The organism is Bacillus sp. YP1 (assembly GCF_000877815.1).
Lineage (GTDB): Bacteria > Bacillota > Bacilli > Bacillales > Bacillaceae > Bacillus > Bacillus subtilis.
Genome location: NZ_CP010014.1, coordinates 989,538 through 1,008,743, shown reverse-complemented (window position 1 = coordinate 1,008,743; position 19,206 = coordinate 989,538). Strand labels below are relative to the sequence as shown.

24 protein-coding genes, 1 tRNA gene, 2 pseudogenes and 1 riboswitch are annotated in these 19,206 nt (G+C 41.2%); of the genes and pseudogenes, 14 read left to right on the top strand and 13 right to left on the bottom strand.

What is annotated here, in order from left to right:
• Positions 1-98 precede the first annotated feature (98 nt).
• Positions 99-446, top strand: coding sequence for a BLB8/JUQZ-1 family protein (locus QF06_RS04975; protein WP_003232839.1), 348 nt, complete (start codon positions 99-101; stop codon positions 444-446).
• A gap of 159 nt (positions 447-605) precedes the next feature.
• Here the strand turns inward: QF06_RS04975 and QF06_RS04970 are convergent, their stop codons facing one another.
• Both QF06_RS04970 and QF06_RS04965 read right to left on the bottom strand, forming a co-directional pair.
• A complete protein-coding gene (locus QF06_RS04970) occupies positions 606-1,361 on the bottom strand; it encodes an SDR family oxidoreductase (RefSeq protein ID WP_041850962.1) in 756 nt (251 codons plus the stop codon).
• Positions 1,362-1,597: 236 nt separating this feature from the next.
• On the bottom strand, positions 1,598-1,915 hold the full coding sequence (locus tag QF06_RS04965; protein ID WP_080265339.1) for a putative quinol monooxygenase: 318 nt from the start codon (positions 1,913-1,915) through the stop codon (positions 1,598-1,600).
• A 246-nt stretch (positions 1,916-2,161) separates the two neighbouring features.
• Here QF06_RS04965 and QF06_RS04960 point away from each other — a divergent pair, with 246 nt between their 5' ends.
• On the top strand, positions 2,162-2,857 hold the full coding sequence (locus QF06_RS04960; protein ID WP_231573531.1) for an SGT1 domain-containing protein: 696 nt from the start codon (positions 2,162-2,164) through the stop codon (positions 2,855-2,857).
• Positions 2,858-3,331: 474 nt separating this feature from the next.
• On the opposite strand, the gene QF06_RS04955 is transcribed toward QF06_RS04960, so the two are convergent.
• Positions 3,332-3,712 (bottom strand): hypothetical protein, encoded by a 381-nt coding sequence (locus QF06_RS04955; protein WP_029317635.1) that lies wholly within the window; start codon positions 3,710-3,712, stop codon positions 3,332-3,334.
• Between the two features lie 197 nt (positions 3,713-3,909).
• Between QF06_RS04955 and QF06_RS21730 the strand changes: the two genes are divergently transcribed.
• Complete coding sequence (locus tag QF06_RS21730; protein WP_038428800.1) at positions 3,910-4,569, top strand: hypothetical protein; 660 nt, start codon at positions 3,910-3,912, stop codon at positions 4,567-4,569.
• Between the two features lie 33 nt (positions 4,570-4,602).
• Here QF06_RS21730 and QF06_RS20990 read toward each other — a convergent pair.
• Positions 4,603-4,707, bottom strand: a pseudogene (locus tag QF06_RS20990) (peptidoglycan-binding domain-containing protein); the annotation flags it as partial.
• Between the two features lie 136 nt (positions 4,708-4,843).
• On the opposite strand from QF06_RS20990, the gene QF06_RS04940 reads away from it, so the two are divergent.
• A complete protein-coding gene (locus tag QF06_RS04940) occupies positions 4,844-6,706 on the top strand; it encodes a ribonuclease YeeF family protein (protein ID WP_043940094.1) in 1,863 nt (620 codons plus the stop codon).
• Positions 6,707-6,722: 16 nt separating this feature from the next.
• Entirely contained in the window at positions 6,723-7,013 is a 291-nt protein-coding gene (locus QF06_RS04935; RefSeq protein WP_029316956.1) for a contact-dependent growth inhibition system immunity protein, read from the top strand.
• A 43-nt stretch (positions 7,014-7,056) separates the two neighbouring features.
• On the opposite strand, the gene QF06_RS22230 is transcribed toward QF06_RS04935, so the two are convergent.
• On the bottom strand, positions 7,057-7,188 hold the full coding sequence (locus QF06_RS22230; RefSeq protein ID WP_256683353.1) for a peptidoglycan-binding domain-containing protein: 132 nt from the start codon (positions 7,186-7,188) through the stop codon (positions 7,057-7,059).
• Positions 7,189-7,374: 186 nt separating this feature from the next.
• On the opposite strand from QF06_RS22230, the gene QF06_RS20985 reads away from it, so the two are divergent.
• From QF06_RS20985 to QF06_RS04915, 3 genes and pseudogenes are all read left to right on the top strand, one after another.
• Positions 7,375-7,527 carry an EndoU domain-containing protein gene (locus tag QF06_RS20985; RefSeq protein ID WP_224912872.1) on the top strand — a complete coding sequence of 51 codons (153 nt, stop codon included), beginning with the start codon at positions 7,375-7,377 and terminating at the stop codon, positions 7,525-7,527.
• Between the two features lie 20 nt (positions 7,528-7,547).
• Positions 7,548-7,857, top strand: a pseudogene (locus QF06_RS04920) (hypothetical protein).
• Between the two features lie 52 nt (positions 7,858-7,909).
• Positions 7,910-8,209: a contact-dependent growth inhibition system immunity protein gene (locus QF06_RS04915; RefSeq protein WP_038428798.1), complete on the top strand. Its 300-nt coding sequence runs from the start codon at positions 7,910-7,912 to the stop codon at positions 8,207-8,209.
• A 157-nt stretch (positions 8,210-8,366) separates the two neighbouring features.
• On the opposite strand, the gene QF06_RS04910 is transcribed toward QF06_RS04915, so the two are convergent.
• Positions 8,367-8,439: transfer RNA gene (locus QF06_RS04910), tRNA-Val, on the bottom strand.
• Positions 8,440-8,611: 172 nt separating this feature from the next.
• On the opposite strand from QF06_RS04910, the gene QF06_RS04905 reads away from it, so the two are divergent.
• The gene (locus QF06_RS04905; protein ID WP_038428797.1) at positions 8,612-9,802 is read left to right on the top strand and encodes a DUF819 family protein; all 1,191 of its coding nucleotides are present in this window, start codon (positions 8,612-8,614) and stop codon (positions 9,800-9,802) included.
• 69 nt (positions 9,803-9,871) lie between these two features.
• Positions 9,872-10,417 carry a GNAT family N-acetyltransferase gene (locus QF06_RS04900; RefSeq protein WP_003232852.1) on the top strand — a complete coding sequence of 182 codons (546 nt, stop codon included), beginning with the start codon at positions 9,872-9,874 and terminating at the stop codon, positions 10,415-10,417.
• 32 nt (positions 10,418-10,449) lie between these two features.
• Here the strand turns inward: QF06_RS04900 and metC are convergent, their stop codons facing one another.
• Both metC and metI read right to left on the bottom strand, forming a co-directional pair.
• A complete protein-coding gene (gene metC, locus QF06_RS04895; protein WP_021479530.1) occupies positions 10,450-11,622 on the bottom strand; it encodes a cystathionine beta-lyase in 1,173 nt (390 codons plus the stop codon).
• Positions 11,615-12,736: a cystathionine gamma-synthase/O-acetylhomoserine thiolyase gene (metI, locus tag QF06_RS04890; RefSeq protein ID WP_015715681.1), complete on the bottom strand. Its 1,122-nt coding sequence runs from the start codon at positions 12,734-12,736 to the stop codon at positions 11,615-11,617. Before metI ends, metC begins: the two co-directional genes overlap by 8 nt.
• A gap of 67 nt (positions 12,737-12,803) precedes the next feature.
• Positions 12,804-12,924: riboswitch (SAM riboswitch) on the bottom strand.
• A gap of 167 nt (positions 12,925-13,091) precedes the next feature.
• On the opposite strand from metI, the gene QF06_RS04885 reads away from it, so the two are divergent.
• From QF06_RS04885 to QF06_RS04875, 3 genes are read left to right on the top strand one after another with little or no spacing between them, the layout of a single operon-like run.
• A complete protein-coding gene (locus tag QF06_RS04885) occupies positions 13,092-13,814 on the top strand; it encodes an esterase family protein (protein WP_029726266.1) in 723 nt (240 codons plus the stop codon).
• Positions 13,815-13,850: 36 nt separating this feature from the next.
• Positions 13,851-14,366 carry a YjcG family protein gene (locus tag QF06_RS04880; protein WP_003232861.1) on the top strand — a complete coding sequence of 172 codons (516 nt, stop codon included), beginning with the start codon at positions 13,851-13,853 and terminating at the stop codon, positions 14,364-14,366.
• Between the two features lie 3 nt (positions 14,367-14,369).
• On the top strand, positions 14,370-14,792 hold the full coding sequence (locus QF06_RS04875) for a GNAT family N-acetyltransferase (protein ID WP_043940093.1): 423 nt from the start codon (positions 14,370-14,372) through the stop codon (positions 14,790-14,792).
• Between the two features lie 72 nt (positions 14,793-14,864).
• On the opposite strand, the gene QF06_RS04870 is transcribed toward QF06_RS04875, so the two are convergent.
• Positions 14,865-15,119: a hypothetical protein gene (locus tag QF06_RS04870; protein WP_003232866.1), complete on the bottom strand. Its 255-nt coding sequence runs from the start codon at positions 15,117-15,119 to the stop codon at positions 14,865-14,867.
• A 116-nt stretch (positions 15,120-15,235) separates the two neighbouring features.
• On the opposite strand from QF06_RS04870, the gene QF06_RS04865 reads away from it, so the two are divergent.
• A complete protein-coding gene (locus QF06_RS04865; RefSeq protein WP_014479472.1) occupies positions 15,236-17,515 on the top strand; it encodes an ATP-dependent helicase in 2,280 nt (759 codons plus the stop codon).
• A 73-nt stretch (positions 17,516-17,588) separates the two neighbouring features.
• Here QF06_RS04865 and spoVIF read toward each other — a convergent pair whose 3' ends face one another.
• The 4 genes from spoVIF to yjcA form a co-directional block, all read right to left on the bottom strand.
• Positions 17,589-17,843, bottom strand: a complete 255-nt coding sequence (gene spoVIF, locus QF06_RS04860) for a sporulation-specific transcription regulator SpoVIF (RefSeq protein ID WP_003232870.1) — start codon at positions 17,841-17,843, stop codon at positions 17,589-17,591.
• 132 nt (positions 17,844-17,975) lie between these two features.
• A complete protein-coding gene (gene yjcZ / locus QF06_RS04855) occupies positions 17,976-18,125 on the bottom strand; it encodes a sporulation protein YjcZ (protein WP_003232872.1) in 150 nt (49 codons plus the stop codon).
• An 81-nt stretch (positions 18,126-18,206) separates the two neighbouring features.
• Positions 18,207-18,413: a hypothetical protein gene (locus QF06_RS04850; RefSeq protein ID WP_014479470.1), complete on the bottom strand. Its 207-nt coding sequence runs from the start codon at positions 18,411-18,413 to the stop codon at positions 18,207-18,209.
• Between the two features lie 281 nt (positions 18,414-18,694).
• A complete protein-coding gene (yjcA, locus tag QF06_RS04845) occupies positions 18,695-19,051 on the bottom strand; it encodes a sporulation protein YjcA (protein ID WP_041850968.1) in 357 nt (118 codons plus the stop codon).
• Positions 19,052-19,206 lie beyond the last annotated feature (155 nt).

Below are 19,206 nucleotides of genomic sequence, written 5' to 3'. Positions count from 1 at the left end.
ATCGTTCACATATTATTAACATTTATTTACAAGGAAAATAATTACTTTTATTGAATTGTTATAGTGCAAGACAAAAAACTTTAAAGGAGTGTTTCAAAATGAATTTCAAAAAAACTGTTGTTTCTGCTTTATCGATTTCTGCGTTAGCTCTGTCGGTCAGCGGGGTAGCTTCAGCTCATGAAATAAACTCCACACCTACTGAAGTAAAGAACATTTCTATTTCACCTACACATGTTATCAAGATTCAAGACTATAATTTACCTCTAAAAGTTGGAGAAACCTATTCTGTTAAAAATAATTCAGCTACTCGTTATTGGACTGATAACCAAAAAGTTGCTGAAGTCGATCAAAATGGTTTAGTGACGGCTAAATCAAAAGGAAAAGCCACGATTACTTTGTTTAAAGGTACTGCAGTATTCGGAAAAGTATATGTAACGGTTTATTAATCTCTTATCCGCCAGATTTTCTGGATGCAAAACATGCATGAATAAAATAAGGTCCCCCTCTAAAAAGAGAAGGGACCTTATTTTATTTCAATTGCGCTTCAAGTTTAGATTTAGTTTTGGGAATACATCATACATTGTTGTATATTGTGTTTCATTAGCTTAGCCCCGAATAAATCCACCTTCTGAATGAATAATTTGTCCAGTTATCCATTCAGCCTCATCACTTGCAAGAAAAGTAATCATTCGTGCCGCATCATCTGGCGTGCCAATACGCCCCATTGGAAATTTAGGTGAAAGAAAATTTCTTATTTCATCTGTCATCCATGTAGAATCTGTTGGACCTGGGTTTACGGCGTTAACAGTGATGCCCAATGGTGCAAGTTCTTGTGATAACGACCTAGTAAAGGCAGAAATAGCTCCTTTAGTAGCTGCATACGCTAACTCCCCAGGCAAAGGACCTAAATCCTGCCCTGATGTCATATTGATGATTCTTCCTGATATTAAATTAGATTTTTTAAACCGACGGGCGAATTCAACACAAAGAAGAAAATTCGATCTCATATTAACCGCATAATGCTCATCAAGTGATTTAGCATCTAACGATACATAATTATCACTTGCGGAATGAGCTGCATTATTAATAAGGATGGAAGGATATCCTAATTTATCTGAAATTTTTTCATGTATTGTGAATGCAGCATGTGCATCTGATAAATCAATTTTCATTGCCTCACAGCGGACACCCATACGTAAAATTTCTTGTTGAAATTCTTCTATCCAGGCCGTATCAGAATTCCAGTGAGTAAAGAAGATATGTATACCCTGTGAGGCTAACTTACGACAAATAGCCGTACCAATATCCCCTTGACTGCTTGCTCCTGTAATTAGTGCAATTTTTTCTTGAGAATGACTCATTATTTTAACCTCCAATTTATACGGAGTATCTCCATTATGATGGTAACAAGTTATCCAAAGAATATAATCCATTAAATCAAACAGAGCTGACTTTGAATACATTTTAAAATCAGCTTTAAAAAACATTTTCGTCTCAAAAAATATTAAATAGAAAAAATAAGAGTTGGACAACAATTTACTACTTAGTCACAAGTGGCTGATACTAAGTCATTGAATGTCTCTTTTTAAAGAGCCTTTCAATCATTCACATTGCTTTTCATTAACCATTCTACTTCCGTTAATTCTTGTTTTTGAACGTCTATTGTGTGTTTTTTCGTGAAATGGGTTTTCACAGCTTCTTCGTTTTCCCAAATCTCCCAAAGCATTATTTTACGTTCTGATGGCTCAAGCGGATAAGCATGGAATGTAATACAACCCTCTTCTTTGTTCGTTTCTTCCTCAAGTTTTTTGAATTCCTTCATTATTTCATTAAGGCCTTTATCACTGATGATTTTTAAACATGCCGTTATGTAATGCATCGAAATTCCCCCTCCTATCATTTTATGGCTTTTCATTATAACATTTTCTTGAAAAAGATAGATGCCATTTATAAATCATTAGACAACTTCGAGTGCATCCCTCACCAATACAATTAGTTCTATTATCATTTTTTTACCGGCATGTATCATTTTAGAACGAGAGATTTAGTTATTGCTTTAACATATTATCGCGAAGCCGAAAAATATCTTGATTTATTAGATAAAAACGCAAATACAGATAAGGCAGAGTTCTATTTCAAAATGTCAGAAGTCTATTACTATATGAAAGAGACTCATTGTTCAATGAACTATGCCCAGCGAGCATACTCTATATTTAAAGAGCAAAAAGATGCTCAGGGGAACCTTACATATGGCAAAGAAATGGTCCAATGTCAGTTTGTTATCTTTGGGAACTGGCTAGATAAAATGTGTTATGAGGACGCTTTAGAAACAGCTGAAAAAGCCTTAAATGATGCTATAAAAATAGGGGAGCAACATTTAATTGGTTCAGCTCATTTTAATGTGGGATTATGTTATAAAAATCTTGAAGAACTTTACAATACTGAGAAATATTTTCAAATCGCCTATGAAATTTATAAGAATCGAAAGCACATTTATGAGTCCAAAGCGATTTTTAATCTGGCATATGTCAAAGCAAAGAAGAATGATTTAAAGGCTGCATTAGAATTATATCAGGAAGGTCAGAAGGTTGCTGCCCGACACAACAACCAGGAAGTAACCGAGAAATTAAAACTGGTTAAAGGTCTTTATTTATCATTTGACTTACAAATACTTAGAGAAGTGTTCAAGTTCTTCAAAGAGAAAAACCTTTATGGTGATATGGAAGAATACGCTGTTGCTGTTGCTGATTTTTTGACCAACAAAGAAGACAGACATGATGCGGTCGATTTTTATCAAATGGCAATTGAAGCACGTAAACAAATTCAAAGGGGGAAACATTTAAATGAAAAAATGTAAAATTGCAATTTGTTTAGCGCTCTTGCTTGGCATTGTTGGAGTATCCAGCGCTTCATACGCTCTTTCTGAGCAGTCCACTTATAAGGTCGCAGATAGAGCAGCAACTTAATATGATATTAAGAAATAACCCCATTTTGGACTTTAGAAATGGGGTTTTTATTTTATCTTCTCAACTCAATATTATTCCTGAGTTTTCATTTAAATCATATACTGCATTAATAAACCGACAGCCCATAAAAAGTAAAAAACCCTTGCTACGCAAGGTTTTAAGCTATGATTCCGACTGGGCTCGAACCAGGGATCTCCCCCCTGTCACAAGGTAGCGATTATGTTCTGACACGAACAGACGTTTTATTCCCAAGCCCTATTTTATAGGGTTTCTTACATAAGTTTCTGATTAAAAATATTCCTTTTTGATTAAATTTGTATAAAGCCCGTCTAAAAAACGACGGGCTTTTAATTAATTCTTGTTGGTTATACTGTTTTACAGTTGTTGGTTTTGGGCTGTAATAAGATGGTCAGGGCTATACCTGATGCCAGAGTTAAAAAATAGCCACATAGCATAAAATAGGGGGCGATTTCGTTTTTGAGAAAATAAAGCCCAAAGAGAATAACGGCTGTACCGATAGTGAAATAAATCGGCTTTTTACTTTTCAAAGTCAAACGGCTTGATTGAGTAAACTTTTTGTAGATTAAAGGCAAGCCGGTATAAACCCCTATGAAAAATGTAAATAAGATAGACCAAAGGAAACCGATTGGCGAGAAATAGCTCTCGGAAAATATTCCGTCGAAAGCCCAATTGCTCAACACAACGAAGCCAAATAGATAAACAAATGCCAATATGATCTTGACCATGATATCCCTCCCCTACAATCCAATATACACGTGATATAAGGTTGTTTAAATGGGTAAAACCATTCATTTACTTTTCAATCTTCCCGCTCCTTCAAAGCCTAATACTTTAATCAATAGCACCATTTGTTACTTTCATCCCATTTACCAATATTATACATTAAGATAAGATGGGGACGAAAACATTAAGGAGGGATAAAATGAAAAAGTTACTTGTGGGTGTGGTTTTTGCCCTAGCTTTGAGTTTTTCATCTCTGTTTAGTCTTCAAAGTGCAAATGCTGCCGAAAAAGTGGACAAGAATTCTGATCTGATTATTGATAAGGCGACCTTTCACGAGGTAACAAAACAAAAAAACTTGAGAACCCTTTCATCTGAGAAAATCCCAACTGTTAAAGAAGTGAATAAGGCTTTAAACAGTATGCATGTCACCAAAGATCATCCATATCAAGAAATTGATCTCGGTAATGGTTTCACTGTGGAAATGGGCGTCAGTACAGATATGGGATTGGAAAAGATAAAAACACAAGCCACCCAAAATAAAACTGCAAGTGGCTATTACGCTGTAAAGTTTACAGGGATAAAATTATATGATATTCGAGTAAGTGACAACTATTCATACGAATACGGCAAGAAAATAACAAAGTGGGAAAGTCCGCCAAGTGCATCCGCTTCAGGTTTTGCTGGCTGGAATGGTAAAATCACTTCCAAAAAAATTGCAAACATTGATAAAACGGCTAAGGATGCAATCGCCAATTCTGATTACACGTTTGTAAAGTATGGAGGTAACCGCCACGGCCATATGGAATTACGATTCACTGCAACCGGAAACTGGTACACACATCACGTTTCTATTAAATAAGAGAAAAAGCCCTCCCAATCGGGAAGGGCTTTTTTATTTAAGAAGGGATTCGAGCTTCGCTTTAGTTTTCGGGCCATAAATGCCATTAGGATTTAAACCATTCATCAGCTGGAATCGTCTTACTGCGTCATCAGTTTCCAAACAAATAATCCGAATAGGTAAATTGACACAGATCAAATTATTCATTTCGCACTTTTGAATCACATCGCTGTCTATTTCTTCATTTTCCCATGGTAAAATCTTGTTGGAGCTATTCAAACGAAAGGATATGAACATGAAAGTATTTGAAGCCAAATCACTGCTTTCTGAAGCAGATAAACGCGCAAAGGAATACAAGGAATTAAGAAGTCAGATGGTCAATCTAAAAAAGGCTTTTAAAGCTGTAGCTGATTTAGATGACAGTGAGTTTTCCGGCAAAGGCGCCGACAACACTAAAGCATTTTATCAAGACCACGCAGGTGTGGCTGACAGTTGGATTGATCTAATTGATATGAAAATTGCTTTCTTGACAAGCATTTCAGGTACTTTAGAGGACGCCAGCTTATCTGATGCATATATAGAAGAATCCTTCTTAGAACACGAGCTGGCTAATGCTTATACAAAATCAAAATCGATTATGTCTGAACAAAAGAAAGCCATGAAAGATATCTTATATGATATCGATGATATTCTTCCGCTTGATTTGTTCTCGACAGAAACCTTTAAAGACGAACTCGCCGATGCGGAGAACCAACGCAAAAAAGCAGTCAATAAAGTAGACAGCGTTGACGAAGCACTTGTTACTGAATATGCCCAGTCAGAGCCAAACGAGCAATTCATCAAGAAGGACTTCCAAAAACTTGAGGAATCAACTGGCAAAGGCAAGAATGCTACACCCATCCACTACAATGCCAAGGCATATCGTGAAAGTGATATACATAAGAAAAAAGGCGATATTGAGAAAAAGACTGAAGCTTATTTGACGATTAAAAAGAAAGAAGAAAAAGAACGGGAAATTAAAGATCTAAAGAATAAGCTAGCTGACGGAGTGACTGACCCGGATGAATACTTAAAAATTGCCAAGAAAATCGGCTATAAGAATCTTACCCCTGAACAGCTTGAATTTGTTTCATTTCTTGAACAGCGTAAAGCTTTCATGGATAACGGAAAAGAAGTGTTGCGAATCATAGGTGATGGCGCTAAAGGGGCGATTGTTGGTGTATACGATCTTGCCAAGGATACCGGTGAAGGAGCTATTCAATTCGGATGGAATATCGGTTGGACAATTGATAACTTAAACAAGGATCCTCAAAAAGTGCTGGATACAGTTCTGGAATACGACTATCAAGCTGCCTTTCAAAGCATGGTTGACACATTGAAGGATAATTGGGATAAAAAAATGATTCACGGAGATGCATACACGCGGCTACACTATGTTACTTACCTGGGCGGAAGTCTTCTGTTATTGAAAGGTGGAAAGTCCTCTATCTCAACAGGCTCGAAGGATCTTGCTAAAGTTGGGAAAGCAGCTGGTGGCACAGTTAAGAAAGGTGGAAAGTCTGTAAAACAGTTTGTCAAATCTCCTGTTAACCGGTATACTCCTGCATTAGAAGGAATCCTTCAAGATGCTGAGAATACCATTAATGTGAAAAATACTCCGCTGCTAAAAAGTATTCCGGAAGATAAAAAAGAGAGTGTTCTCAGAAGATCTGAAAGTTCTAACAACATGGGTACAGGTAATATCAAACAAGGTGATAGTACCCCTCTCGCACCTGGCGGCGGATTAGCTGCTCATGAAGCAAAAGGCGGGCATCTTATAGAAAGACATATCGGAAAGACTGATGAAGAATTAATAGAAAGACTGAGAACTGATCCTAACCCACATATTACAGCTTCATCTACTTTTAAAGATAGGGCTACCGCTGAGAGAATTGCTAATTCAGTCTTAAACGATCCAAAAAATATAAAGAAAATCGAAAATTGGATTGATAATCCTAAAAAACCTAAATTAATGTTAAAATACAAGGGCGATGGAGAAATAATCGGCAGAAGTGTAACAAGAAATTCAGAACTAGTAGAGAACGTTACAAACGCAAAAATTATACTCAAAAAAGATAACAACGGTAACTTTATTCTTACAGGATATCCAACCAAATAGAAAGAGAGGAAGTATCATGGATGAAAGTTATGATTTCTTAGACGAATTAGAAAATTTTTTAGGTGCAACATTTCATCAAGATATCAGATCCCCTGAACACGCATTAGACGAATTTATTGAGGAAATTAGTAAAGAAGGTTTGCTATTTACAGTTAAGTTTTGCGAAGAGTTTCTAAATAGCGATCTAACTAAAGAAGAAAAGGAAGACATTATAAAGTGTAATGCAGAAATATATTTCCCGACAATTGGATTACCACCTATAGAATGGTTGAAAAGTGTAATAGAAAAACTAAAAGAAGCTATTTAAAAGAAACACTGAAAGGCCCCCATTTTAAGAGGGCCTTTTTATATTACTTCAATTTCGCTTTTGTAGCTGGTTCATAATAGCCATCGATACCGAAGTTTTTGGCTTGCTTATCTTGATAGAAACGCAATGCCGCCAACGCTGTTTGGATCTGCTCAATAGCATCGCTGTGCCTCAATGGGCTTTTCGCTTTGAAAATGCTCGAAGGCAGATTAATAGATGTTTTCTTTTTGCTTGAGCTTGTTTTTTTTCACAGTGAAGTTACTTTTTCACTTGATGTTTTGCCGCCAAGCGCTTTTAATTTAGCAAAAAAAGATCAGGCTCCAATCAATCTTGGGTTCCCGAAAGTTGGACAGAGTCTGATATTGCTGGTGCAAAGATTGCTGAAACACCCGAATTCACTAATGCAGAAAATGGTGTGACTATATTCGGAGAGTATAAAGGTGTTAGGATTGGAGTTATTAAAACAAATGGAGAAATAGGAACCATTTTCCCAGATGTCACTAAACAACCATAGACAAAGTATGGAGAATCAATATGAACTTAGAGAAAAAAATGGAAGCTATATTAATTAAAAGAAAAGAACTTAATCTTAATGATGACTATGGAATTCAAAATAGTTGGGATGAAATAATTGAAGTGCTCTCAGAAAATGAAGAAAATACAATTAGTTATCTAGAAAATTGTAATAAAGAAGATTTATATTGGATCAGTGAGGTATTTGAAGATTTAGCTGATAGTTTACAAAGTAAAGAACTTATTAATTGTTTAAGAAAATTAGATGAAAAAATACCCTGACTTAGAAATGCCAAACGATATTGATATAGCAGAAAGTTATATAGAATAAGATTCCACCATTTCTCAGATTTGAAGTTAACATTTCTTGGCGGTGATAAGTAATGATTGAAATCGAAATTTATGAACCTGTATTTCAATTTCTAGGAGGTATATTTCATCAAGATATAGAAACTCCAGAGTCAGCACTGGACGAATACTTAGAAGAGATTCCAAAAGAAGAGCAAGAAACTGATATAGTTGCATTGAAAGATTTTATTAACAGCGATTATTCGGATGAAGAAAAGAATGGTTTTATCGATGAAGCTGCTGACGGAGTGGACGTTCTTAGTTACGGCGTATCTCCAATCATATGGCTCGAACAAGTTATTCAAAAAATCGAAAAGAATATTGAAACTGTATAATCCATTAAACCTAGCATAGAAACAGAGCTGATTTTGAATTCACTTCAAAATCAGCTTAAAGAACTTCCGTCCCCAATTCGTCCCCAACTCGATGAATGATGACAAAATCAATAAATAAGCAAAGTAAAAAACCCTTGCTGCGCAAGGGTTTAAGCTATGATTCCGACTGGGCTCGAACCAGCGACCTCTACCCTGTCAAGGTAGCGCTCTCCCAGCTGAGCTACGGAATCATGATATGTATGTGTTGCTGGGTATGTTATTGTCTTTCTGACAAGTTCTATTATATAACCTTCCCTTCTATTCGTCAACTGCTTTTTTAGAAAAACTTTTTTTGGACTTGCTGTTCCGTTCCCCGGCTATTATAATATGTCTTAATTTTCTAACAATAGGGGTGATGGGATTTTGCATTCTTTGATTTCTTCTGATGATGTATGGGTATTGTGGGGGTTTATTGCGGTGTGGGCGGCAGTGAGCATCGGGCTGGAGCAGCGCTTTAAGTGGGCGTCCGCTGTGTCGGGTGCTATTATCGCGCTGGCAGGTGCTATGGTGTTTACAAATGTAGGAGTGCTTCCTGTTGAGTCGCCTGTGTATGATACTGTGTGGTCTTATGTGGTGCCGCTGGCGATACCACTTTTATTGTTTCAGATCAATGTTCGGCAAATTTTTAAGGAAAGCAGGCGTTTGCTGTTTATTTTTCTGATTAGCTCCGCTGGCACTGTGCTTGGGAGCATTCTTGCTTTTTTTCTACTTAAACAGCATATTCCCTATCTCGATAAAATCGGCGGGATGATCAGCGCCTCTTATATCGGCGGCGGGGTCAACTTTGCGGCGATGGCGGCAAAATTTGAGACGCCTGGTGAATATGTGTCGGCTACCGTTGTGGCTGATAATTTTATGATGGCGCTTTTGTTTTTTATTTTAATCAGCATTCCTGCACTCAAATGGTTTCAGCGGCATTATGCCATGCCGTTTGAAGAGAAGGTAAAAGCCGATGGAAACAGCGGAAACAGTGCTGAAAGCTATTGGAAACGGAAGGATATTTCCTTAAAGGATATCGCTTTTAATGCCGGTGCTGCTTTCGCACTTGTTGCGGTAAGTATGAAGGTTTCTGGTTATTTTAAAAGCATTTTTTCTCATCCCCTGCTGACCGGTACGCTTGGCGATCAGTACCTGGTGCTTACGTCTTTAACTGTTCTTATCATTTTTCTTTTCCCACGTTTTTTTGAAAGGCTCAATGGATCTCAGGAACTTGGAACCTTTTTGATTTATTTGTTTTTTGTGGTGATCGGCATTCCTGCAGATCTCCGTTTAATCGTCACGAATGCGCCTCTTATTCTATTATTCGTGTTTATCATTGCGATCAGCAATTTAGCGGTTTCCTTAGCTGCCGGAAAATTGTTCCGTGTGCAGCTTGAAGAAATTCTGCTCGCCGTCAACGCTACTGTCGGGGGACCGACGACTGCGGCTGCGATGGCAATTGCCAAGGGATGGCGGGAGCTTGTTGCCCCGATCATGCTTGTCGGTACGCTCGGCTACTTAATCGGCAACTATGTTGGCACTTTTATGGGAAATTGGTTTTCTTCCTTCTTATAAAAAGGATATTTGCATTTCCCTGAGAATAATGTAAGAGGAATGCTGACATGAGAACGGAGAGATCACTGTATGTTAAAAGGAAAAACCATTTATGTTAGACCTTTAGAAGTAACGGATGCCGAAGAAAATTTGCGGCTGCAAAGCGAAAATCGGGATTTTTTCGAACAGTTTTCTATGATACGCGCAGACGATTACTATACGGTTGAGGGGCAAAGAAAACGAATAACCGAGTATCAGGAAAGACTTGAGAAAGATGAAGAATATCATTTTGGCATCTTTACAGCGTCAGACGATAGATTAATCGGGACGGTTTCGCTCTTTCAAATCATCCGTGGCGCGCTGCAAACTGCGTTCATCGGGTATTTTTTAGACAAAGCCCATAATGGAAAGGGCATTATGACAGAGGCAGTCAGATTGGTTGTTGATTATGCGTTCCACGAATTGAAACTGCATCGGATTGAAGCCGGTGTGATGCCCCGTAATCTCGGGTCCATGCGTGTTTTAGAAAAAGCGGGATTTCATAAAGAAGGCATCGCCCGAAAAAATGTAAAAATTAATGGCGTTTGGGAGGATCATCAAGTCCTCGCGATTCTGAATCCTGATGACGAACAATAATAAAAGAAGCCGGGCCATCCCCGGCTTCTTTTTTAACGAACCGCAACTGGAGCAATTTCTTTCAGCGCTTGTTCGAAATCGTGTTCTAAATCGTCTGCATGTTCGACGCCCACACTCAGACGGAGCAGGCCATCAGTGATACCGCGTTTTTCACGCTCTTCCTTAGGCATTGCCGCGTGAGACATCGTTGCCGGATAGGACAAAATCGATTCCACGGCGCCAAGGCTGACAGCGAAGACTGGAAGTGACACATTCTCGACTAACTTCTTAACGGCCTCTTTGCTTTCAAGCTCAAAAGATAGTACGGCGCCCGCTCCCGTTGACTGGCTTTTATGGGTTTCAGCGCCGGGATGATCAGCCAGTCCCGGATAATACACGCGCTTCACCGCCGGATGCTTCTGGAAAAATTCCGCAAGCCGCTGCGCTGTTTGGCTCGCTTTCTCTAAACGGACCTGCAACGTTTTTAAGCCGCGCAGCACGAGCCAGCAATCTTGCACGCCAAGGACGGCGCCGAACGCGTTTTGCAGCTTATACAGCTGCTTCCCAAGCTCTTCATCCTTGACAGCAGCTAAACCTGAGAGTACATCGCTGTGTCCGCTTAAGAATTTTGTCGCGCTGTGAAGTACAATATCCACGCCGAGATCAAGCGGACGTTGCAGTGCCGGTGTCATGAATGTATTGTCCAGAAAGGTCAGGCAGCCGTTTTCTTTTGCAAGCTGAACAACTGCTTTAATATCCGTAATCCCAAGTGTCGGATTTGATGGCGTCTCCATATAAATGACCTTTGTGTTCGGCTTGATGCTCCGCGCCACTTCATTACGATCCGTCATGTCGACAAACGTATGCTCAATGCCAAACCGGGTCAGCACCTCTGTCACCATACGGAAGGTTCCGCCGTATACATCTTCTGTCACAAGAACGTGATCACCCTGTGACAGCAGTAAAAATGCTGTTGAGATAGCAGCCATGCCTGAACTGAAAGCAAATCCTCTTGTTCCGCCTTCCAATGCGGCAATTGTTTCTTCGAGAGCTGTTCTTGTCGGCGTGCCAGAGCGGCTGTAATCATATGCCCCGAACTCTTCAAATGAAGATTGGTGAAAAGTCGAGGCGTGCTGAATCGGTACACTGACCGCCCCGGTTCCGCCGTCTGTTTTAAATGGATTGTGCACGAGCTGGGTTTCCAGCGTCCAATTGTGTTTACTCAAATGAAACAGCTCCCTCTTTGACCTGACATAATGCCTGTTTTAGATCCTCTTTTAAATCTTCCGCATGTTCAATACCGACAGAAAAGCGCAGCAACCGATTGCACACCCCGTTTGCGATGCGGATCTCTTCAGGAATATCCATGTGCGTCTGGGTCGCAGGGTATGTAATAAAGCTTTCCACCCCGCCGAGGCTTTCTGCAAAACAAATGGTCTTCAGTGCTTTTAAAAACGGATTGACCCATTCTTCTTTTTGCAGACGGAAGGACAGCATGCCGCCTTTTCCGGGATACAGCACATCCGAAATTTCTTCCTGCTCTTCTAAAAACGCCGCAAGCTCCTGCGCGTTTGCCTGATGCTGACGCATTCTGAGGCTCAGCGTCTTCATTCCTCTCATCAGAAGCCACGAATCAAATGGCGGCAGGACGGCGCCGATCGCATTTTGATGCTGAAACATTTCCTCTCCGAGCTGCTCATCCTTCACCACGACAAGTCCAGCAAGCAGATCGTTATGCCCGCCTAAATACTTGGTTGCGCTGTGAATGACAATGTCAGCTCCCAGCTCAAGCGGCCGCTGCAAGACCGGTGTATAAAATGTATTATCTACGATCAGCAGAAGACCGTGCTCCTTTGTCATCCGGGCAATATGTTCAATGTCCGCCTCCTGCATAAGGGGGTTTGTCGGCGTTTCCACAAACACCGCTTTTGTATTCGGCGTAATCTTAGAGCGTAAACAGTCCTCATCGCTGAAATCATCATAATGAAAAGTCAATCCGTATTTTTTCCATTCATTTTCAAATAAACGGTACGTGCCGCCATATAGGTCCGATGAAACGATCAGTTCATCTCCGCTTTTAAACAGCGCCATAATCGTTTGGATAGCAGCCATTCCCGAACTAAAGGCAAGCCCTCTCGCGCCGTTTTCTAAGTTAGCGATCGCGTCCTCAACAAGCTGGCGTGTCGGATTTTTTGTGCGGACATAATCAAATCCGGTAGATTCTCCGATCCCTCTGTGGCGGTATGCTGTTGATAAATAGATAGGAGCACTCACTGTTCCCGTGACTTCATCGCTACGGTTCCCTATTTGGGCTAATTTCGTTTCAACGTGCTGTGACATATAGCTGACACCTTCCCTTTTCAAAATAAAAACCCCTTCTTCATAAGAAGAAGGGGTTTAACGCTTCTTCTTATCTTCCAAGCATAAAAAACGCTTGCTGGATTTAGCACCTTGGCGCTTTGCACATGCAAAACAAGCCGGTTGCTGAGGTTTCTAAGGGCCAGTCCCTCCACCTCTCACGATAAGAAATATCGATTTCAATTTTCTGATTGTTTTATATTAGCGCAATTCACAGTTTATTTCAACACTTTTTTCTTCGTGTGCCGAACCGTTTAAAGAGAGAAATTTCTAATAATTCATGGTACAATAATTGAAAATGCAAGAAAGTATAGTGATGTCCTGGAGGAATGTTTTTATGGCACCGAAAAACGGCACAGTGCAAGAAAAGAAATTCTTTTCAAAAGAGCTTAACGAGGAAATGACCTTGCTTGTTTATCTGCCGTCCAACTACTCCCCGCTTTATAAATACCATGTCATTATCGCGCAGGACGGCCACGATTATTTCAGGCTGGGGAGGATCGGCAGACAGGTTGAGGAATTGCTGTCGAAACGCGAAATAGACCGGAGCATTATTATCGGTGTTCCTTATAAGGATGTAAAAGAGCGCAGAAACACCTATCATCCGGAGGGTTCAAAATTTTCGGCGTATAAACGGTTCATCGCCCATGAACTCGTTCCTTTTGCAGATGATGAGTATCCAACCTATCAGATCGGTTACGGCCGAACGCTGATCGGTGATTCACTCGGAGCGACCGTGTCACTTATGACAGCGCTTGATTATCCGAATATGTTTGGCAACATCATCATGCAGTCTCCCTATGTTGACAAACACGTACTAGAAGCCGTGAAACAGTCAGGCGATATCAAACACCTCTCTATTTATCACCAAATCGGAACAAAAGAAACTGACGTCCACACGACAGACGGGAACATTCTGGACTTTACAGAACCGAACCGGGAGCTGAAACAGCTGCTGGAGAAAAAGCTTTCCGATTATGATTTCGAGCCATTTGACGGAGACCACAAATGGACATACTGGCAGCCGCTCATCACCCCGGCGCTGAAAAAAATGCTTTAACACTCTATCATACTTTATTTCCAGGAGGGACATAATATGAAATACGGAATCGTTTTATTTCCATCAAAAAAGCTCCAAGACCTTGCAAACTCTTACAGAAAGCGCTATGACCCAAGCTACTCTCTGATCCCGCCTCATTTGACGCTGAGAGCATCCTTTGAATGCGCGGAGGAGAAAGCGGATCAGCTCGTATCACATTTAAGAAACATCGCAAAAGAGTCCCACCCACTCGTTCTCAAAATGACAAAATACAGCTCATTTGCGCCTGTCAATAATGTCATTTACATCAAAGCAGAACCGACGGAAGAGTTAAAAACACTCAATGAAAAGCTATACACCGGTGTGTTGGCAGGAGAACAGGAATATAATTTCGTTCCGCATGTGACGGTCGGCCAAAACCTTTCCGACGATGAGCATTCAGATGTGCTGGGACAATTAAAAATGCAGGAAGTGTCGCATGAAGAAATCGTTGACCGTTTCCACTTGCTTTACCAGCTGGAAAACGGATCGTGGACAGTATATGAAACCTTCTTGCTAGGCAGAGGAGAATAATGTTTGAAAGCAGTTATCGCAAAAAATGAAGAACAACTGAAAGATGCATTCTATGTAAGAGAAGAAGTCTTTGTCAAAGAACAAAACGTGCCTGCTGAAGAAGAAATTGACGAACTTGAAAATGAGTCAGAGCATATCGTCGTGTATGACGGTGAAAAGCCTGTCGGTGCCGGAAGATGGCGCATGAAGGACGGCTACGGCAAGTTAGAGCGCATTTGCGTACTGAAAAGCCACCGCTCAGCCGGTGTCGGCGGCATCATTATGAAAGCGCTCGAAAAAGCCGCGGCAGACGGAGGCGCTTACGGTTTCATTTTAAACGCGCAAACACAGGCTGTGCCGTTTTACAAGAAACACGGGTATCGCGTGCTTTCTGAAAAAGAATTCCTCGATGCCGGCATTCCGCACTTACAAATGATGAAGGACTGAACGCATCCGGATCTTTTGAGATCCGGATTTTTACTGCATATAAAAAAACCGTTCTCTCGTATGAACGGTTTTTTATACATATCGATTAATATATGTGCCCATTCCTTTTTCTCGCAATCTCTTATAAAGAGAGCGCTTACGTTTCATCTCGTTTACTTTTCTTTCAGCTGCCGTTTGATTCTCCTGCTGCTTTTCCAGTTCTTTGTATACCCGCTGAAACGGGACATAGCTGATTTTTTCGGTTCCGGCATAATCCTGCTTATGTCCAATCGTTCTATTAGCATATTGAGCGTATTGCTGGTTCTGAATTTGACCTGCATATATCATACAATACCCACCCCTCTGCTGTCTCTTTTCCCTTAAACTTACTTTTTGAAACACATTTCTTTTGATATGATAGTCATTGTCTGTAATGAACACCTTTTGATTGGGAGGACCCCTTTTTGAAATGCGCCCGACTGAATGATAGAATCATACATTTACATACATATTCGAGAGAACATTATCAATTCCTCTTTGAAGAGGGAATAAAAGGACATTTATTTTGTTCTCATTGCGGAAAGCCCGTTTTGTTACGGCTTAACATCGCCGATCCGCCAGAGTTTATCCATCGCCAGCCAGGCGATTTTCCGGCATGTGAGGAGGCGTGCGAACCGAAGCCCTCTAAAGAGGAAAAAAAAGAAGACGATCAGGAATCTGGTGTCATTCGTTTACCCAAGGGAAAAGCGATCGCCGCTGACCCGTCCCCAGCTGTTACGGAATGGCACCGTCCTAGAAGCATTAAACCAGGAACACCATTTGTGCCAAAAACAATAGAACCCGATACGAGCCTTTTTCCGTCTGTCGGTTTAAACACGGATCAACTGAAAGCTGTCACGGAAACAGAGGGCCCGCTGCTCGTGCTTGCAGGTGCGGGGAGCGGAAAAACACGGGTGCTGACAGCCCGTGCCGCCCACATGATCGAACACTTAGGCATACCGCCTGAAAATATGCTGCTTGTCACCTTTACAACAAAAGCTGTCGCTGAAATGAAAGAGCGTATGGCGAACCAGTACGGATTACAGCCGGCAAAAGTCAGAAGACTTGTGACAGGAACATTCCACAGTCTGTTTTATAAGATCTTGTATCACTCTAATTCTGCTAAATGGAACGGTGAGCATCTGCTGAAAATGGAGTGGCAGCGGGAACAATATATCAAAAAAGCACTCTATGAAGAAGGCATCGATGAGAAAGAATTCCCAGTTGACCAAGCTCTGCAGCAGATCGGTTTTTGGAAAAACACTTATGTCCCAAATGAACGCATCCCTCTAAAAGATGAGTGGGAAAAACAAGTTTATCGTTTATATGAACATTATGAACGCCAGAAAAAAGAACACAGCCAATTTGATTTTGATGACATGGCTTCAGCCTGCTATGAATTGTTTATCGAGCGGCCTGACCTTCTGGAACAATATCAATCTCGGTTTACGTATATCTTAATTGATGAGTTTCAGGACATTAATCCGGTTCAATACAAAATCATGCAAATGCTCGCCAGTCCGGAGCAAAACCTGTGCTGTGTCGGAGACGATGACCAGTCCATCTACGCGTTTCGCGGAAGCAATCCGTCTTTCATTCTTGATTTTCAAAAGGATTATCCGGGAGCGAAGACGATCTATTTAACTGCGAACTACAGGTCTACGCACCCGATCGTCTCTAGTGCTGATATCGTTGTGAAAAAGAACAAAAACAGATATGCCAAAACGCTTGAAGCGGCCCGCGATGACATTCAGGTCCCTGTGCTGTTTTATCCTTATGATGAAGAGGAAGAAGCCACAATGGTCGTTTCCGATATCAAAGAAAAAATTCAAAATGGAGCCAGTCCAGAAGACTTTGCGGTTCTTTACCGCACAAACAGCGGAGGCCGTGCTATATATGAAAGGCTTCATCAATCGTCAATTCCGTATACAGCTGACCGCGGCGTCCAATCGTTTTACAGCAGACGGATCGTCCGCCAGATTCTCGCCTACTTGTATGCCAGCCAAAATGAGGATGACACCGAAGCGATTAAACATTTGCTTCCCGCCTTGTTTTTAAAACAGTCCGCTTTGAATACGCTGAAGGCGCTCTCGATTACAGAGGACTGTACCATGATCAAAGCGCTGGCCAAATTGCCTGATCTGAAGCCATTCCAGCTGGACAAAATCAAGAAAATCGTACCGTTTTTTGCAAGCCTCCGCACGATGAAGCCCGTAGAAGCCATCACCTTTGCAGAAGGAAAAATGGGCTTCTCCGAGTATTTAAAAAAGCGGGGCAATGAGGGCAACAAGCTGGAAAAAGGCTCTGATGACCTGCGTGACATCAAGGTTGTCGCCAAGAAGTTCAAAACGATTCCTGACTTTCTTGCCCACGTAGACCATATGAGGGCCGCTGAGAAAAACAGAACGGATGAACATGGCGTTCAGCTGATGACCATTCACCGGTCAAAAGGCCTTGAATTCAAAACAGTCTACGTGTTAGGCACTGTAGACGGCTCGATTCCGCACGATTTCTCATTAGAAACGGCAAGAAAAGGAGACGAGGCCGCTCTTGAGGAGGAAAGACGCCTTTTATATGTAGCCATGACCCGGGCGAAACAGCATTTATATTTGTCTTGCCCCGCTAACAGGCGCGGCAAAACAGCCAACCGCTCAAGATTTTTGTATCCCCTGCTACAGAAAGCAAGACAGCCCTTGCATCATTAACAGCCCGGCAGATTACTGCCGGGTTTTTACTGTAAAAAAAGGCCCGCTGCAGTGAGTCAGCCAGGCCATCCACTTATTTATTATCCATCATTTTAGAAATCGTGCCAAAATCAAGCTTTTCTTTTCCGCTTGTAATAGATTCCACAATTTTATCTTCTAATTCTTTTGGCACGCGTCTGTTTGCCATCTGCGCTACGCGGTTAATCACACTGCGCACTGTATTTTCATCTTTAAAATTAGCGTTTTGGAGTGATCCGGCAAGATTCATTACATCCTGCATCTTCACACCTGTTTTCTTTTCGATGTTCTTAAAAAATTGATTATCCATAATGCGCCTCCTTTTGGCGGAGTAATACGGTATTGTATGAATGCACATAATACAATGTGCTTTTCCAACATTTTTAAAAATAAACACAAGGCAAGGAAGTACGGGTTATAACCCGTACTTCCTCAATACATCTTAAAAGAAAGATGCACCTACGATGATGAGGAGAATGAATAATACGACCAACAAAACAAATGTTGAACCATAGCCGCCGCCGTAACCGCCAGCATAACCGCCATAACAGCCGCCGCCGTAGCCGCCGCCGAATCCGTATCCAAAGCCCATAGATAAGCACCTCCTTTACTCTCTATACACTATGTGAGCTGCTTGGATCGGCTTGGATATTCGCATAGGGCGTTTGCGGATTTACGATTGATCATATTGAGCTTGATGTTTTTTAAGTAAGGCCTCTGTTTTTTCAGCCAGCTCTTCAATCTCATCTTCAAATTCCAGACCGGCTTTATCAAATGCATCCAAGTCTTTTCTGATACTGCCCATCGTGTCTTCATGCTTTTTTTGCTTTTGTTCGTGAGGTTCATATCTTCCTTCTATCCATTTTTCAAACTCATTCACTTTTATCCCCCCGCTTATGATATATGCTGAGCGAGGCCGCTCCGTTAAAAAAACAAAAAACCGGAGTTCTCCGGTTTCTTTGCCAGGCTATTGAGGCTTTTTCTTTTTATTTCCGCACCCGCAGCCTTTCTTTTTTATCTTTTTTGATTGATACGATGAATCTGTATATGGAGATTTTTGGGAAGGTTTATGATGTTGGTTCATTTTTGTCCCCTTCCTTTCCTTATGTCATATATGCTACTTTATGCTGATGCTAGTGAAAAGTTGCTGGTGGTAACGCCTCATTCTTGCAGCCATTTTGATACGAGCGTTTCTATGATGCCGGCAAGGCCGGCGATCGCTAAAAGTAAAATCAGCCACTGCGCCGCTTGCGGGATCAACGCCTGGCATAAAATCAAAAAGCCGGCGCACCACACGCCTGTGCACCAATAGCAGCTCAGCAATTCACCAATAAACGCCCTGACACCGGTTCCCTTAATCACGATATAGGTTTCAATGTTCCCGTCCACATCCTTTTCTTCCTTCTCTTCATGAAACAGACTGCGAAGCGGCGCCATAATCGTGTCAAACACCAGCAGGCGGGCGAGCCGAAAGACCGCAAGCGATAGAAGAACAATTGTCAGCCCATTTATAACCACTCGTTCACTCCTTTGCCAATCATGATCCCTTCACATATATGCGAAAACCCTATTCTTCATGAATTGTATCTTGTCCGGCAGAAAATTGGTTATTTTTATTATTCCGCTCGGCACCCCATTTGCATTATATAGAGTATGGATAAGAAAGGAGTGAA